General features: G+C 72.2%; 12 protein-coding genes and 1 pseudogene. 6 read left to right on the forward strand and 7 right to left on the reverse strand.

Translation table 11 applies throughout. The features are described from left to right. The first annotated feature begins 293 nt into the window (after positions 1 to 293). A complete protein-coding gene (locus tag AB0I21_RS23355) occupies positions 294 to 1,724 on the forward strand; it encodes an NF041680 family putative transposase (protein ID WP_360564092.1) in 1,431 nt (476 codons plus the stop codon). Between the two features lie 15 nt (positions 1,725 to 1,739). Here the strand turns inward: AB0I21_RS23355 and AB0I21_RS23360 are convergent, their stop codons facing one another. After that, the gene (locus AB0I21_RS23360) at positions 1,740 to 2,237 is read right to left on the reverse strand and encodes a hypothetical protein (RefSeq protein ID WP_360564093.1); all 498 of its coding nucleotides are present in this window, start codon (positions 2,235 to 2,237) and stop codon (positions 1,740 to 1,742) included. 276 nt (positions 2,238 to 2,513) lie between these two features. Here AB0I21_RS23360 and AB0I21_RS23365 point away from each other — a divergent pair, with 276 nt between their 5' ends. Continuing rightward, positions 2,514 to 3,266 (forward strand): hypothetical protein, encoded by a 753-nt coding sequence (locus AB0I21_RS23365; protein ID WP_360564094.1) that lies wholly within the window; start codon positions 2,514 to 2,516, stop codon positions 3,264 to 3,266. Positions 3,267 to 3,509: 243 nt separating this feature from the next. On the opposite strand, the pseudogene AB0I21_RS23370 reads toward AB0I21_RS23365, so the two are convergent. The 3 genes and pseudogenes from AB0I21_RS23370 to AB0I21_RS23380 all read right to left on the reverse strand — a co-directional run. Then, a pseudogene (locus AB0I21_RS23370) lies at positions 3,510 to 3,884 on the reverse strand (transposase family protein); the annotation flags it as partial. 40 nt (positions 3,885 to 3,924) lie between these two features. After that, positions 3,925 to 5,583 carry an ATP-binding protein gene (locus tag AB0I21_RS23375; RefSeq protein ID WP_360564095.1) on the reverse strand — a complete coding sequence of 553 codons (1,659 nt, stop codon included), beginning with the start codon at positions 5,581 to 5,583 and terminating at the stop codon, positions 3,925 to 3,927. After that, positions 5,580 to 6,269, reverse strand: a complete 690-nt coding sequence (locus AB0I21_RS23380; RefSeq protein WP_360564096.1) for a response regulator transcription factor — start codon at positions 6,267 to 6,269, stop codon at positions 5,580 to 5,582. Before AB0I21_RS23380 ends, AB0I21_RS23375 begins: the two co-directional genes overlap by 4 nt. Before the next feature lie 114 nt (positions 6,270 to 6,383). Between AB0I21_RS23380 and asnB the strand changes: the two genes are divergently transcribed. Next, positions 6,384 to 8,246, forward strand: coding sequence for an asparagine synthase (glutamine-hydrolyzing) (gene asnB, locus AB0I21_RS23385; RefSeq protein WP_360564098.1), 1,863 nt, complete (start codon positions 6,384 to 6,386; stop codon positions 8,244 to 8,246). Positions 8,247 to 8,265: 19 nt separating this feature from the next. Here asnB and AB0I21_RS23390 read toward each other — a convergent pair whose 3' ends face one another. Next, positions 8,266 to 8,832 carry a hypothetical protein gene (locus tag AB0I21_RS23390; protein WP_360564100.1) on the reverse strand — a complete coding sequence of 189 codons (567 nt, stop codon included), beginning with the start codon at positions 8,830 to 8,832 and terminating at the stop codon, positions 8,266 to 8,268. A gap of 725 nt (positions 8,833 to 9,557) precedes the next feature. On the opposite strand from AB0I21_RS23390, the gene AB0I21_RS23395 reads away from it, so the two are divergent. The 3 genes from AB0I21_RS23395 (at position 9,558) to fusA (ending at position 13,529) form a co-directional block, all read left to right on the forward strand. After that, positions 9,558 to 9,977 carry a hypothetical protein gene (locus AB0I21_RS23395; protein ID WP_360564102.1) on the forward strand — a complete coding sequence of 140 codons (420 nt, stop codon included), beginning with the start codon at positions 9,558 to 9,560 and terminating at the stop codon, positions 9,975 to 9,977. A 72-nt stretch (positions 9,978 to 10,049) separates the two neighbouring features. Beyond that, positions 10,050 to 11,342, forward strand: coding sequence for an MFS transporter (locus AB0I21_RS23400; RefSeq protein ID WP_360564103.1), 1,293 nt, complete (start codon positions 10,050 to 10,052; stop codon positions 11,340 to 11,342). Positions 11,343 to 11,546: 204 nt separating this feature from the next. After that, positions 11,547 to 13,529 (forward strand): elongation factor G, encoded by a 1,983-nt coding sequence (gene fusA / locus AB0I21_RS23405; RefSeq protein ID WP_360564105.1) that lies wholly within the window; start codon positions 11,547 to 11,549, stop codon positions 13,527 to 13,529. Between the two features lie 43 nt (positions 13,530 to 13,572). Here fusA and AB0I21_RS23410 read toward each other — a convergent pair whose 3' ends face one another. Further along, the gene (locus AB0I21_RS23410; RefSeq protein ID WP_344498981.1) at positions 13,573 to 13,713 is read right to left on the reverse strand and encodes a hypothetical protein; all 141 of its coding nucleotides are present in this window, start codon (positions 13,711 to 13,713) and stop codon (positions 13,573 to 13,575) included. Between the two features lie 59 nt (positions 13,714 to 13,772). Next, positions 13,773 to 16,445, reverse strand: a complete 2,673-nt coding sequence (locus AB0I21_RS23415) for an FtsX-like permease family protein (protein ID WP_360564107.1) — start codon at positions 16,443 to 16,445, stop codon at positions 13,773 to 13,775. Positions 16,446 to 16,485: the final 40 nt, after the last annotated feature.

Below are 16,485 nucleotides of genomic sequence, written 5' to 3' on the forward strand. Positions count from 1 at the left end.
GCCGCCCACTGCGCGTCGGTCAGGTCGTGCCGCCTCGTCACCGATAAGGTGGCCACGAGGTCTCCGGTATGAAGTTCTGCTTGGTCGCTGAACCACTTACCGGAGACCTCTTCAGATTTCGATCACCGCCACGCCGTGACTTCACCCGGCCTGCACAAATTTATGAAACGCGCCCTAAACTTGTTATTTAACCTGCGGCCGGTCGGGGGTGACCCTGACTGATCATGGGGACAGCCCTTGGTTGATCCTTCTTCTTGTCGAGGGAAGAAGATCTATGACCAAGGGCTGTCTGGATGATCAGTGTGCCTGATGCTGCCGTGGCGGGCGCGTTCGGGGAGTTGGGTAGGTTCCGGCGGGAGTTCTACCGGTGTTTGACGGCTCGGGCCGACGCGTTGTTCGAACTCACCGACGCGCTGCTGTGTACCGACGGGCCGGTCAAGACGTTGGTGGACCTGACGTTGGCGCCGGAGCATCGGCGTGGGCACGGTGCGATGTACGACGGACTCAACGCGGGCCGCATCGATGTGCAGCGGCTGCGCACGGCCGTGGCGGGCCTGCCGTTACCCCGGTCGAGCGAGGGGCGGCTCATGCTCGCTGTCGACGTCAGCCCGTGGCTGCGCCCGGACGCGGCGACCAGCCCCGACCGGCTGTTCTGCCACGTTCATGGCCGCGGCCGCAACCAGGACCAGCAGATCCCGGGCTGGCCGTACTCGTTCGTGGCCGCGTTGGAACCCGGCCGCACATCGTGGACCGCGGTGCTGGACGCGGTCCGGCTCGGCCCGGACGATGACGTGGCCGAGGTGACCGCCTTGCAGGTTCGTGCGGTGCTGCACCGGCTGCTTGACGCCGGGCACTGGCAGATCGGCGACCCGGATGTGCTGGTCGTCTTCGACGCCGGCTACGACCTGGCCCGGCTGGCGTTCCTCCTCGCCGATCTGTCGGTTGAGGTGCTGGGCCGGTTGCGCAGCGACCGGGTGTTGCGACTGCCCGCACCGCCCCGCCGGCCGGGAATGATGGGCCGGCCGGCCAAGCACGGCGGCGAGTTCCGCCTCGCCGATGCCGGCACATGGCCGGCGCCGGCGCATGCGACCACCACCGGCACCACCCGCTACGGCACCGCGACCGCGCAGGCGTGGGACCGGTTGCATCCCCGGCTGACTCGCCGGGCTGCCTGGCTGGACCACGCCGGTGACCTGCCCGTGCTGGAAGGCACCCTGATCCGGCTCACCGTGCAGCACCTTCCCGGCGACCGCGACCCGAAACCGTTGTGGCTGTGGTCATCCCGCACCGGCGCCTCACCGTCGCATGTGGACAAACTGTGGCAGGCGTTCCTGCGCAGGTTCGACCTGGAACACACCTTCCGCCTGTTCAAACAGACCCTCGGCTGGACCGCCCCGAGACTGCGCAGCCCCGAGGCCGCCGATCGATGGACCTGGCTCGTGATCGCCTGCCACATCCAGCTCCGGCTCGCCCGCCAACTCACTCAGGACCTCCGCCGTCCCTGGGAACGCCCCACCGCCCCGGACCGGCTCACCCCAGCCCGGGTCCGCCGCGGATTTCGGTACCTGCGCCCGAAAACCACCCGACCGGCCAGTGCGCCGAAACCCGCCACAGCCGGCCCAGGTCGCCCGCCAGGGTCGAAGAACCGCCTACACGCCATCCAGCACGACGTCGGAAAGACCACCAAACGAGACAAGAACCTCAAGGATCGCAAACAGCGATGAAGGTTAAATAACAAGCTAAAAGCGGGCGGCGAGGTGCTCGCCCCCGCGGCTCTCCTGCCGGACCAGCCGATCCTCGGCGGGCGGCGCCGGCCAGAACTGCAGCAGGTACTGCTCCTCGGAGTCCTCGTCGTCGTCGCCCTCGGCGAAGTCCCAGCCGTATGCGCAGTAGCGGGCCCGGTAGTCGCGTTGCTCGAGGTCCAGCCGCCAGCTTCGCGACATGTCCCACTGCAGCAACCACGTCTCGGCGGTGGCGGGCCGGAACGACACCTCCACGACGTCCTCCCAGAACGCGGCGAGCGGTGGATCCTCGTCATGACGTTCGACGGTGAGCGGCACGTGCCCCGTGTGCGTCGCGGTCTTCAGGAACAGATAGCCCGGCTCGGCCGCGCCGCACAGCCCGTTGCGCTGCCCCACGAACGGCCAGGGATCGCCGTCCCGGTCCGCCGGGGCCCGGCTGTCGACGTACATCTGCCCGTAGGCGATCGCGACGTCGTCGTCGACGAGCACCACCATGACCACATTCTGCCTGCCACACGGTCCAGCCGGTGGCCCAACCGCGTTGACGGGCCACGAACATGACCGCATAGTGATCGCGGCCCGGGTCAGGGTGGGGTGCGGCGTGGTGGAGCTAACGCTACCGCGCTCCCGGTCGGGGCATCGGATCTTGGTCGACTGCTACATCCAGGTCGACGGACCGGTTGGACCTGCCGATCGGCAGCGTATCCGTACAGTGTCGGGTTGTCGTCCGAGACGGCGGGACGCGTGTGAACATGCTTATTGTCGGCGGCCGTGAAGAGACTCCTCGCGGTTGAGCACGTACGGGTGCATCTGCTCATGATCTATGCGGTCGCGCCGGTGTACGCCGCGGTCATCTGGCTGCTCACCGGGGCGGGACCGGCCGCCAGCCTCCTGCCCGTCGCGGCGGCCGTGCTCGTCATCTGGGGGATGGGGGCGTTCGTGGTGCTGCGGGTGATGGGGCCGCAGCGGTACGTCGAGGAGCTGGCCGAGCTGGAGGCCGGCCGCGGCTGGGTCAGGTGGAGCTACGACGAGGCGCAGTGGGCGTCCGCCGTCGCGGCCGAGCGCGCCCGCCGGCAGCGGCTCAACCGGCCCGCCTTCGTCGCGCTCGGTGTCGCCTGCTGCGTGGCCGTCGTGGTCTCGCTGGTGACCGAGGTGTCCACGCCGTTCGCGGTCCCCGCCCTCATGGTGCTCGTCGGCGCCGCCACGTGGCTGGTGCTGTGGCTCGGCGCCGGCGGGCCGGCGGCGCGGCGCGCCCGCGCGGGAGAGGTGCTGGTCGGGCGGCTCGGGGTGCTGCGGCGCCCGGGCACGTATGCGGCGTTCGCGCCCACCGGGGCGCTGACCCGCGTGGAGCTGGTGGGCACGGCGCCGATGCGGATCGTGTTCACCGCCACCCGGTTGGCGCAGCCGCCGTGGGCCTACTGGATTCGCGAGCAGATGGCCGACCTCGTCGTGCCGGCCGGGCGGGCGGACGAGGCGCGGGCGCTCGTGGAGCGGTTCCACCGAGAGGTGCTCAGCCGACGGTAGGCCGGCTTCGCGGGCCTGTCCAGGGCGGCCAGGATCTGACCTCAGTCGGACCGGGATCGAGGTTCGGGGGTGGCCGATGGGTCGAACGGACGCGAATGCCCTGAGCAGCCGAGCGCCGGACCGGTGGGGTCCGAAACGTGCTGATGGTCGATGTAGACGACTTGGTACACGATCATCGGGACGCCGTCATGATGCCGGGCAGGCGAGGGAGCGAGGATGTCCGTGTCCTGGTAAGGAGCCATTTCATCGTGGGTAGCGGTTCGTTTCGATGTGGTGCAGGACCGTGATGGCCTGCACCATGGCCGTGGCGCGGCGAGGGCAGCAGCGCAGCTTGGTCAGAATCCTCCAGCTCTTGAGCGTGGCCACCGCGCGTTCGTCGATGCCGCGGACACGGGCGTGGGCGCGGTTGACGGCGCGTTGCCGACGGGAAAGCCGGGCCCGGTGGCGGTGCCGTTTGAACGGCGTGCGGATCGTGCCGCCGGCGCCCTGGTAGCCCTTGTCGGCCAGCACTTTCGCGCCGTGGGCGGTGAGCGCGTCGATCAGGCCGTGCACGCGCGCGGCGGTGAGGTCGTGGACCGCGCCGGGCAGTGCTGGTGAGGCCCAGACGAGTCGTAGGCCGCGGTGATCGTGCTGACGCTCAAGTAGGCGGCGAAGCGGGTCACTTCGTGGTCGGGAGGGTGAAGCGGAAGGTCGAGCCCTCGCCGAGGGTGCTCTCGACGGTGAGGTCGCCGGTGTGGTCGCGGACGATCTGGCGGGCGATGGTCAGGCCGAGGCCGCTGCCGCCGGTGGCGCGGTCGCGGGCGGGGTCGGCGCGCCAGAAGCGCTGGAAGACGAAAGGCAGGTCGGCGGGGGCGATGCCGCAGCCGGTGTCGCGGACCTCGACGGTGATGTGGTCGGCGTCGGGGAAGGCGCGCAGTGCCACGTGGCCGCCGCGGTCGGTGTACCGGATGGCGTTGCCGATGAGGTTGCCGAGGACCTGGCGGAGACGGTCGTGGTCGGCGTGCACGGGCAGCGGGCCGGCGGTCTCCGCGGTCAGGCGGACGCCGGCGGCCTCGGCGACCGCGAGGTGCGCCACCCGGGCGGTGTCGACCAGGTCGGCCAGGTCGAAGTCGCTGCGGCGGTACGTGAGGTGCCCCGCCTCGGCGAGGGTCAGGTCCTGCAGGTCGTCGAGGATGCGGCGCTGCAGCTCGGCCTCGTCGTGCAGCGAGGCGAACAGCTCGCGGCTCGGCGGGACCAGGCCGTCCTGCAGCGCCTCGAGGTAGCCGAGCAGGTTGGACAGCGGGGTGCGCAGCTCGTGCGCGACGCTGGCGACGAGCCGGCGCTGGGCCTGCTCGGACGCCTCCAGCGCGGCCGCCATCCGGTTGAACGAGTCCGACAGCTGCCCGAGCTCGTCGCGGCCGCCCGAGGGCACGCGCGTGTCGAGGTGCCCGTCGGCGAGGCGCCGGGACGCGACGGTGAGGTCGCGGACGGGCAGGCTCACGTGCCGGGCGATGACGGCGGTGCCGAGGATGACGAGGATCAGCACGCCGCTGCCGGCGACGAGGCCGGGGCGGCTGATGAGGTTGGTCGCGTCGTCGGTGACGGCGCCGAGGTAGAGCTGCAGCGGCTCCGGGGTGAACGTCGCGACCCGCTCGCCGAACGCCTTGATCAGGCACTTCGCCTGGTCCTTCTCGGCTCGGCACGGCTTCACCGGCAGCTCGTCGTAGGGCTGCTCCGCCGCGCCGACGTCGCCGACCCGGGTGCCGCAGTCGTGGCTGTCCTCGACGCCGGTGGTGGCGTACGGGACGCCGAACTCGTTGAGGGTCACCGGCGGCGGGTCGACGTGCAGGTCGGTGAGGCAGCGCGCGAAGACGACCGTGCCGCGGAACAGGGCGATCTGCAGCAGCGTCTTCGTCTCGAGCTCGGTGATGCCGGTCTTCTGCTCGAGGGGCGTCCGCGGGGCCCCGAGCATCTCCGGCGGGAACTTGAGCGTCGGGCGGGAGTCGACGAGGGCGGGCGGGCTGACGACGGCCCGGGCGGCGCGGTTGGCGAGGTGGTCGCTGTCGACGGTGACCTGGCCGTACAGGTTGGTGAGCCGGATCCGCTGGTGGTTGGCGATCGACAGCCGCTGCACGGTCTTGTCGACGCCCGCCCAGGTGCCGTGGCGCAGGGCGTACGCCTGGATCTCCGTGACCGTGGTGACCTCGTTGCGGGTCGAGGTCTCCTGCGACTGCGCGATCTCCAGGGCGGTCAGCCGGATGCTCAGCCACGCGGTGACCCCGATCGCGATCACCGCGACCAGCAGCACCAGCCCGAACACCCGGAAACGAAAGCTCATGCGGATTCGTTCAGCCGGTAGCCGCGGCCGTACACCGTCTGCACGTAGCGCGGCTCGGCCGGGTCGGACTCGATCTTGCGGCGCAGGTTGACGACGTGGGCGTCGACGGTGCGTTCGGAGACGTCGCGCTCGAAGCCGAAGACCCGGTTGATGATCTCGCCGCGGGTGAAGACGCGGCCGGGATCGCCGGCGAGCAGCTCCAGGATGCCGAACTCCTTCGCGGTCAGCACGACCACGGTGCCGTCGACGCGGACCTCGAACCGGCCGGCGTCCACGATCAGGTCGCCGACCCGCAGCACCTGCTGGTGGCCGGGGCTGCCGATGCCGGAGCGGCGCAGCAGCGCCCGGACCCGGGCGGCGAGCTCCCGCGGGCTGACCGGCTTCGTCATGTAGTCGTCGGCGCCGAGGTCCAGGCCGAGCAGCAGGTCGTCCTCGGTCGAGCGGGCCGTGACCAGCAGGATCGCGACCGTCGACTCGGCCCGGATGATCCGGCACACGTCGAGGCCGTCGACCAGCGGCATCATGACGTCGAGGACCAGCAGGTCGGGCCGGCGCGACCGGCACTGTTCCAGGGCCAGCCGCCCGTTGGGGACGGTCAGGACGCTGTGGCCGTCCCGCTCCAGGTACAGGCGGATCAGCTCGGCCTGCTTCGGGTCGTCTTCGGCGACCAGGATCCGTGCGCTCATCGCCGATCATTGTCGCGCGCAGGATGTGAAGAACCTGCGAAACCTCCTTCGGGTTTCGATCCGGCGCACACTTCTTCATCAGTTCCCAACGACCGGCTCCGCACCATCACCGGCATGTGTGGATTCCTGGTCTTCATCAGCGCCTCCGGTGAGGTCGAGACCGACCGGCTCGCCGAGGCCCTCGAGCTGCTGCGTCACCGCGGGCCCGACGAGACGACGCTGCATGTGGAGGACGGTGCCGCGTTCGGCTTCCAGCGGCTCGCCATCGTCGACGTCGCGCACGGCCGGCAGCCGGCGTTGTGGGGCTCGTGGACGGTCGTGTTCAACGGCGAGATCTACAACTACCTGGAGCTGCGCGCGGAGCTGGCCCGCGACCACGCGGCGGTCTTCGCCACCGAGGGGGAGGCGGAGGTCCTCGCGGCGGCGCTGCACCACTGGGGGCCCTCGGCGGTGCGCCGGCTGCGCGGGATGTTCGCGATCGTGGCGCTGGACCGGGCGACCGGCACCGTGCACGCGTTCCGGGACCCGTTCGGCATCAAGCCGCTGTACCACCTGACGACGCCCGACGGTCTCTACCTGGCGAGCGAGAAGAAGGCGCTGCTGCCCTTCGCCGGCACCGGGACCCGCGTCGACACGGCGGCCCTGTCGCACTACCTGACCCTGCAGTACGTTCCGGAGCCGGAGACGCTGCACCCGTCGGTGCGCCGGCTGCCCGCAGGCCATGCTTTAACAGTACATGCGAAAAAAACGGAAATAAGCGCATACTTTCGGCACTCGTTGCGGCCGGCGCAGCGGCCGGACGCGATCACGGCCGTCCGCGACGCGCTCAGGGACAGTGTGCACGCCCACCTGCAGGCGGAGGTGCCGCTGGGCGCGTTCCTGTCCAGCGGCATCGACTCCACCGCCGTCGTCGCGCTCGCCCGCGAGAAACACCCGGACATCCACACGTACACCGTGGGCTTCGACGACGAACGCTACAGCGAGATCGAGGCGGCGACGGAGACCGCGGCCGCGCTCGGCGTCGGGCTGACCGCGACCCTGGTCCACGACGCCGACGTGATCGCCGAGCTGCCGCGCATCGTCTGGCACCTCGACGACCCCGTCGCCGACCCCGCGATCGTGCCGCTGTGGTTCCTGGCCCGCACCGCCGCCCGCGACGTCACCGTCGTGCTGTCCGGGGAGGGCGCCGACGAGCTCTTCGCCGGCTACGAGATCTACCGGGAGCCGGCCGCGCTCGCCGGCGTCGCCGGGCTGCCCGCCCCGCTGCGCCGCGGCCTGCGCGCCGTGTCGGCGGCGCTGCCGGAGGGGGTGCGCGGCAAGAGCTTCCTGGAGCGGGCCACCACCCCGATCGACGAGCGCTACTACGGCAACGCCCGCATCTTCGGCACCGCGGAGAAGGCCCGCCTCATGCGCGGGCCGGCCGATCCGCACACGACGGTCACGGCGCCGCTGTACGAGGCTGCCGCCCACCTCGACGACGTGGCCACCATGCAGTACGTCGACCTGCACACCTGGCTGCCCGGCGACATCCTCACCAAGGCCGACCGGATGTCGATGGCGCACTCGCTGGAGCTGCGGGTGCCGTTCCTGGACCGGGCCGTCTACGCCGCCGCCGCGCAGCTGCCGACGGAGCTGAAGCTGGCGAGGACGACGAAGTTCGCGCTGCGGGAGGCGATGCGCGGCATCGTGCCGGACGCGGTCGTCGACCGCCGCAAGCTCGGCTTCCCCACGCCGACCCGGGTCTGGCTGCGCGGCGAGATCGGCGTGTGGGCCGGCGACGTGTTCGCCGACGCCGCCGTCGACCACCTGCTCGACCTCGGCCACGTCCAGCGCCTCCTCGCGGCCCACCGCCGCGGCGACGCCGACCACTCCCGCAAGATCTGGACCGTGTTGATGTTCTGCCTCTGGTACGGCCAGCAGAACACTCCGTCGCCCCGGCCCTGCTCCCGCTCTGAGCGCATCCGGCCCACGGCGTGAACCCGCGGCGTGCTGCGCGCTACAGCGTGTCGCCGACGGTGGCGGCGACGGCGCGCAGCCGCTCCTCGGCCAGCGGCACCGGCGGCGCGCCCGAAGAGCCGGTCAGCGTGATGCCGAACAGGGTGCCGTTCGACTGCTTGGCCGCGGTCAGCACGCCGTCGGTGCCGTCCACGGAGTACACGCTCTGCTTGGTCACGGACATGAGCAGGAGCGGATCGTCGGCCCGCGCCCTGCCGTGCTGGACGCTCAGGTCGAGCCGGAGCCGCAGCCCCGGGTCGGACTCCACCAGGCAGCTGTAGGTCACGACCCCGCCCGCCTCCGCGCGTGGCCGTTCGCTCACCGCCGGCAACGGCGTCTCGAACAGCGTGGCGAGGGCCTGCCCGTCGACATGGCCGCAGGCGTCGCGCACCTCGGCGGCCGGCTTCGACGGGCGGGCCGCGTCGTCGTCCACGCTCAGGTTGTAGCTGCACGCGAACCCGAGCCCGACCGCCGCGACCGTGACGAGGACCTTCTGCCACGTCGGCCGCGCCCTCCGGCGCTCGCGCGCCGCCGCGATCCGCTCGGCGAGCAGCTCCCTGTCGATCACCCGTGACTCCCCGCGTCGCGTCCCCGCCCAGATCCGGGCCGCGATCACTATGCGGTCACGTTCACCGCCCGTCAACGCGGCGACGTGGACAGCTTCACCGATGCGGTCATCGAGGCGGAGGGCCGGGCGACATGACCTACCCGGACCTCCGCCGCCAGGTGCGAGCGGTCGTCGATCAGCACCTGAGCCGGTGGGCGGAGAACAATCGTCGGTGACGGCGGAACTTCACCCCGGTGAACGCTTGGCCGCCGGACTAGCATCACCGGCGTGCAGTGCGATGTGTGCGGCGATGCCATGTGCGATGGTGCGGCGTACGGTGCCACTGACCCGCTGTGGGGGACTTGGTGGTCCTGCCCGCGATGCTTCGCGACCGCAGTGGTCTGTGAGGGCGAGCAGCCGGGCCTGCCGCCATACCGGCCGCTGAAAGATCGGTGGACCACGTTCGAGGAGTGGCGTGGCGCATCGGTCGTGCGGCATGCTCTCGTGTTTGACACGCTGAGCGCCTGCGGACGATTCGACGCGACGTTCGTCGCGGAGAACTACAGCTGGAATCCGGACCACGGTGAGGCGTGCACGGAGTGCTGCCATGTCCTGCGTTCAGCCGAGCGGCACTGGCCGCGCGGGGTTCGCGGGCGGCCGTAGCACTGGTGTTTCCGCACTTTCGGTACATCGGCGGGCGGAGCTTCGTTGGAGAGGCTGCTGTGCAAGAGGTGGGGCATGGTGGAATGCGGACGAGGGTCGAGCTGATCGGTGGGCCGGACCAGGCGGAGCGGGTCCGGGAGGTCGCGGAGCTGCTGGTGGTGCTCAAGGAACACGGCGGCGACGACGCGGAGCGGGTGCTGCGGGCGGCGCCGCGCTGGCTGGCCGGCGCGTTCGCCCCGGAGCGGACGGTCGAGGAGGCCGAGGCGTGGCTCGTCCAGTGGCGGGCCGCAGCGGACAAGCTCGCCTTCGAGCGGGCGTCCGGTTGGACCGCGTCGAGCTGGGGGCACTGGTTCTCGGCGGAGAACGAGTTCTGGAGCGTCGGGGACGTCCGGGTGGACGCCGGTGGGCTTCGCGTCCTGGTGGACCTCGAGCACGACGACTACCCGGCGCCGTTCGAGGCGCTGCGGTGGCTGGCGCTCACGGGTGGGCTTCAGCTCCGCTGACCATCGTGGCGGTGATCACTTCGGGGTGAGCGGGGCGGATCGGCCCGCAGCGGCGGGGGCAGGCTGGTGGGCATGAGCGCAGCCGGGCAGGTCCAGAAACCGCGGAGGTTCGCGGCGTTGCGGAACAAGGACTGCCGGCCGTACCTGTTCGGGGCCGCGCTGGCCATGATGGCCGACAACATCGAGCACGTCATCACGTACTGGGTGCTGTGGGAGAAGTTCCATTCGCCCGCGTTGTCGGGGTTCCAGGTGATCAGTCACTGGGTGCCGTTCCTGCTGTTCTCCGTGTACTTCGGCTCGCTCGCGGACCGGTTCGACTGCCGGCGGGTCATCCAGGCCGCGCAGCTGCTCTTCGCCTCGGTGTCGGTGGCGTGGGGCGTGCTGTTCGTGACCGGGACGCTGCAGGTGTGGCACGCGTGCGTGCTGCTGGTGCTGCACGGGCTGGCCGGGTCGCTGTGGGGGCCGGGGGAGCAGCTGATGCTGCACGACTTCGTCGGCGACGAGGACCTGCCCAGCGCGGTCCGGCTCAACGCCACGTTCCGCAGCCTCGGGGTGCTGTTCGGGCCGGTCGTCGGGTCGGCGCTGCTGCTCGGGCTCGGGGCGACCGCCGGGATCTTCGTCAACGTGCTGTTCTTCCTGCCGCTGACGCTGTTCCTGTTCCGCACGAAGTTCACCGGGCACACACGGGACCACGGGGCGCCGCGGGCGCGGGTCGGGCTCGCGGAGTCGGTGCGGGTGCTGAAGGCCGTCGGCGGCAACCACACCCTGGTCAGCATGATCATCCTGGGTGGGCTGGGGTCGTTCTTCGTCGGCGCGTCGATGCAGTCCGCGATGCCCATCTTCGCCCACGACCTCGGGGCCGGGAGCGCGGCGAGCGGGGAGGGGATCGACGGGGCCAGCCTCGCGTACGGGGTGCTGCTCTTCGCCAACGGCGCCGGCGGGGTCATCGGCGGGATCCTCCTCGAGGCGACCGGCAGGATCAGGCCCACGGTCCTCGCCGCGGTGATCAGCACCGCCGTCTACGGCGTCACCAGCCTGTGCTTCGCGGTCACCACCAGCTACCCCCTGGCGGTGGCGCTGCTGCTGCTCGGCGGCGTGGCCAACCTCGCGTCGATGTCGATCGGGCAGACCGTCGTGCAGCTGCTCGCGCCGCCCGCCGACCGGGGCAGGGTCATCGGCGTCTACGGCGTGTCCGCGCAGGGGCTGCGGGCCGGCAGCGGCTTCACCGTCGGGCTGCTCGGCGCCGCGATCGGCGTGCACTGGTCGCTCGGGCTCAGCGCCGCCGCGCTCTGCGTCGGCACGGCGCTCGCCGGCGTGTACGCGTTGCGGGGCGGAAAATCGGTTCCGGTCGCCACGACCGTCTGAGATGATCGCCGGACCGTGCCGAGGAAGGGGGAGGAGACCGCCATGCGTTACCGCGTCGTCGTCCCCCAGTCCCGGCACGAGGTGATCCTGGTGTCTTCCCGCCCGCTGGTGTAAGCCCGCGCGGCTGCACCGGCCGGACCCTGCCCGTGTCGAGGCGGGGTAATCGCGCTGCCCTGTTCAGATTCCCTGAAAGGCCGCAGAGCCGTGCACACCAGAAGCCTGGACCAGACCCGCAACATCGGCATCCTCGCCCATGTCGACGCCGGCAAGACGACCACCACCGAGCGGATCCTGTTCCGCACCGGCGCCACGTACAAGCAGGGCGAGGTCCACGACGGCACCACCGTCACCGACTTCGACGCCCAGGAGCGCAAGCGCGGCATCACGATCTTCGCCGCGGCGGTCAGCTGCACCTGGGACGGCCACCGGATCAACCTCATCGACACGCCCGGCCACGTCGACTTCTCCGCCGAGGTGGAGCGCTCGCTGCGCGTCCTCGACGGCGCCGTCGTCGTGTTCGACGGGGTCGCCGGGGTCGAGCCGCAGACCGAGTCGGTGTGGCGGCAGGCCGACCTGCACCGCGTGCCGCGGATCGCGTTCGTGAACAAGCTCGACCGGGCCGGCGCCGACCTCGACGCCGCCGTCGGGTCCATCCGGACGCGGCTCGGGGTGACGCCGCTGGTCGTGCAGCTGCCCCTCGCGACGGGCGACGGCGTCGTCGACCTCGTGACGCGCCGCGCCTTCCGGTGGGTGGACGGCGTGATGGCCGAGACCGGCGTCCCGGCCGGCGCCGACCGGCACCGGCGGGCGCTGGAGGAGGCCGTCGCCGACCTGCACGACACGGCGATGGAGGAGTTCGTGGCCGACGGCGCACTCAAGGACGCCACGCTGCGCGACGCGCTCCGCGACCTGACCAACACCAGGGCCGGTGTCGTCGTGCTGTGCGGGTCCGCGTACAAGAACTGGGGCGTCGAACCGTTGCTCGACGCGGTCGTGGCCTACCTGCCGTCACCGCTGGACGTCCCGCCCGTCCACCCGGAGCGCCCGGCGACCCCGGATGCCCCGTTCGCCGGCCTGGTGTTCAAGGTGCACGCCGCGCCGACCGGGCGCCTCACGTACGTCCGCGTGTACTCCGGCGAGATCACGAAGGGAGCCACCGTGCTGGACACCGGCACCGGCCGCGCCGAACGCGTCGGCCGGATCCTGCACGTCCAGGCGGACCGGCACACCGACCTGGACGGCGCGGCCGCGGGCGACATCGTCGCGCTCGTCGGCGTCAAGCACGCCGGCGTGGGCGCCACCCTCTGTTCGCCGGATGCGCCGCTGGTACTGGAGGCCGCCTCGACCGCGGAGCCCGTCGTCTCCGTGGCGGTGGAGGCCCGCGTCGCCGGCGACACGGACCGGCTGTCGGTGGCGCTGGCCCGGCTCGTCGACGAGGACCCGTCCCTGTCGGTGCGCAGCGACCCGGAGACCGGCCAGACGGTGCTGTCCGGCCTCGGCGAGCTGCACCTGGAGGTGGCCGTGGAGAAGCTGCGCCAGACGGCCGGCGTGACGGTCAACGTCGGCCGTCCCCAGGTCTCCTACCGCGAGACCGTCGTGTCGGGTGTCGGCGGCGTGCTGTACAGGCACGTCAAGCAGGACGGGGGCGCCGGCCAGTACGCGCACGTGCTCATCGACGTCGCCCCGTCGGACGAGCCGTTCGCGTTCACGTCGGCGGTCGTCGGCGGGCGGGTCCCGAAGGAGTACGTGAAGGCGGTCGAGGCCGGCTGCCGCGACGCGCTGCTCGAAGGCCCGCTCGGCGGTCACCCGGTGACGGGCGTGCACGTGACGCTCGTGGACGGCCAGACCCACCCGAAGGACTCCTCCGAGCTGGCCTTCCGCACCGCCGGCCGGCTCGCCCTGCGGCAGGCGCTGGGGCAGAGCACCCTCGCGGTGCTCGAACCGGTCGCCGAGGTCACCGTGACCGCCCCGGACGACACCGTGGGCGCGGTCCTCGGCGATCTCGCGGCCCGCCGCGGCCGGGTCACCGACTCGACCACCCGGGCCGGGACCGTCGTCGTGACGGCGACGGTGCCGCTGGCCGAGCTGTTCGGCTACGCGACCCGGCTCCGCAGCCGCACCCAGGGCCGGGGCACGTTCACCACCCGGCCGGCCGGCTACCAGCAGGCGCCCGACGGCACCGGCTGAACGGCAAGTGGGGCGCCCACCGTATGGCGGGCGCCCCACGACGTCAGCGGCTCATCACCGAGTACAGAAAGCCGACGATCACCAGCACACCGATCACCCCGAAGAGGATCAGCGCGCCGGAACCGTTGGCGCTGGCGCCGCCGTCCTGGAACTCGGACGTTTCGGGCTCTTCGTCGGAAGTCACGGGATCTCCCTATTCGGACTTGCGGGACATCCTAGCGTGGCCCGGCGACCTCCAGGAGATCAGACCCTCCGTTCGATCGGCAGCCGGGCCCTGGTGAGCAGGCCGGTGCTCACCATCGCGACCAGCGGGACGACCAGCACCGCCACGACCACGTTCAACCAGGGCACCACCAGCGGAAACAGCGCTTCGCTCGGCCACTCGGTCAGCGCCTTGCGGTTGAGCGCGGCGAGCACCGCCCACCCGGCGCCGAACCCGGCCACGGCCCCCAACAGTGAGCCCACCCCGGCAATCACCCCGGCCTGGCTCAGCGTCAACCGGCGGCGGACCCCCGGTGAGGCCCCGACGGCGCCGAGCGTGGCGAGGTCCGGGCGGCTGTCAACGGCCGCCAGGCCGGTGGCGATGCCCGCCGCGCCGAGCGCGATGACGCCCGCGACGATCGCGAGGACGACCAGGGTGACCGTGGAGTCCGGCTTGTACGGCGCAGCCACCGACCCGTGGTAGTTGTTGCCGAGGGCCTCGGCGGCGGCGTTGAACGCGCCCATCTCGGCCCGGGTCGGCATCCGGCTGGTGGCCACGACGATGCCCTTGACCTCCACGGCCAGCCCGGCCTTGGCGACGGCCTCCGGCGAGATCGCGACGAAGATCCGGGAGACGGCGGTCGTGCTGACGTAGCCGGGGACGGTGACGGTGTGCCGGTCCCCGTCGGGGTCGTCCTTGCTGGGCACGGCCAGGATGACCTTGCCGTCCTCGACCAGGTCGGGGTCGGCGACGACGACGCCGCCGGCGCGCAGGGTCGCCTCGGCCCGGGCGAGGTCGTCACCGGTCGCGGCGGAGACCACGCCCACCGTCGAGCCGTCGTCGACGATCGTGGTCGCGTTGCCGCCGCCGCTCATCATGTACGAGTCCTGGCGGCAGCGCGGGTCGCGGGCCGCCTTGCGCTCCTGCTCCTTGGTCGTCTCACCCTGCCGGTACGGGCAGCGCCGGTGCGCCGGCTTGACCGGGGTGATCCAGCACGAGGCGTCGGCCGTGGCCGGCGGGGCGCACCCAGGCCCCCGCAGCTCGACGGTCCGGGTGACCGGCAGCGTCGCGGTCGCCGCCTCGACCAGCCGCGGCGTCGGCAGCGGCTCCGCCCGTTCGCCGTGGTTGCCCCACCCGCGGGTGATGTCCGCGTACCCGTCGGGCAGCGCCTTGACCTGCATGTCGAGCTGCCGCTGCACGTCGCTGGCGAAGATCACGCCGATGGTGACCGCGCCGAGCACGGCGGCCATGACCGCGGAGATCGCGGGCGCGGTCGAGGACCGGTTGCGGGCCAGGTCCCGCACCGCGATGCGGGGCGCCAGCGGCAGCCGCCGCCCCAGCCGGGCGAGCAGCCCGACCAGCGACGGCGTGCACACGACCAGGCCCAGCTCGGCGAGGACGAGGCCGGCCATGACGACGGTCGAGTCGATCGCGGCGACCCCATACCCGGCGACGCCCGCCCCGGCGGCGATGGTGCACGCCCCGACGACCAGCCAGCGGCGGCCGGGCCCGGTCCGGTTGCGCCGGCCGGCGAGGGCGGCGACCACGTCGGTGCGGGCGGCCGTGAACGCCGGGACGAGCGCCGCGCCGACCCCGGCGACGAACGCGAGCGCGGCGATGCCGAGCAGCGCCAGCGGGAAGACCCGGTAGCCGCCGGCCCGGGCGTGGGAGACGTGCTCCTCGAACACGCCCCGCAGCGCGAACGCCGCGACGATCGCGACGGCCGTGCCGGCCACCCCGGCGACGACGCCGAGGAGCACCCCGTCGGCGAGCACGATGCGGCGCAGCTGCGCCGGCGTGCCGCCGTTCGCGGCGACGAGCGCCAGCTCGCGCCGCCGGCGGCGGGCGCCGACCGCGAACGCCGGCCCGGCGAGCAGCACGACCTCCAGGACGCCGAGGCCGAAGACGAGGATGCCGAGCCGGAACACCTCGCCGTCGCTGGTGTTCCACGACGGCGCGCCCGGCGGCGGGTCGAGCACGACGGCCCTGGACCGCACCACGATCCCGTGCTGGTTCAGCGCCTTCACCTGCTCCCAGGTGACCGGGCCGGGCGCGTCGAGGAGCCACATGGTGCTGCCGGCCGGCGCCTCCACGGGCAGGGTGCCGGCCGGCAGCACGGCGAGCGGGGTGAGGTTGTCGGGGAACTCGATCTCGGCGGCGACCCTGACGTCGCCCCGGTCCCGCAGCCGCACGGTCCCGCCGAGCCGCACGCCGAGCAGCTCCATGGCGGCCGCGTTCAGGGCGATCTCGGCGCTCGTGGCGGGCGGCGCGCCGCGCAGGACCGACACCTTGCCGCCGTACGAGGCGTCGGCGAGGTCGAGCTGGTGCCCCCGCAGCTTCTGCTCACCGGTCGAGCCGGTCAGGTGCACCTCGCGCTCGTCGATCCGGACGAGGCGGGACCCGGCGGGCAGCAGCGCCAGCAGCCCCTCGGCGGTCGGGTTCGACGGACCACCGTCGCCCGCGCCCATCATGCCGTAGCCCTGGACGTCCTGCGTGATCGTGCCCGCGTACGGCCAGTACACCGACGCGTCGAACCGGCCCAGTTCCCGGTCCAGCTGCTCGGCCGGGGTGAGGGTGAACATGTCGTAGGTGACGGCGGCGAACGACAGCCCCAGGACCGGCAGCAGGATCAGCGACAGCACGAGCGCGGTGCGCCCCTTCGCCCGGCGCGCCTCCCGCCGGGCGATCCGCAACGACACCAACCACCCGCTCACGCCGCCACCTCCGCTGCGCTCCGGCGCCGGCCTGAGCCGA

Source organism: Dactylosporangium sp. NPDC050588 (assembly GCF_040654975.1).
Taxonomy (GTDB): domain Bacteria; phylum Actinomycetota; class Actinomycetes; order Mycobacteriales; family Micromonosporaceae; genus Dactylosporangium; species Dactylosporangium maewongense.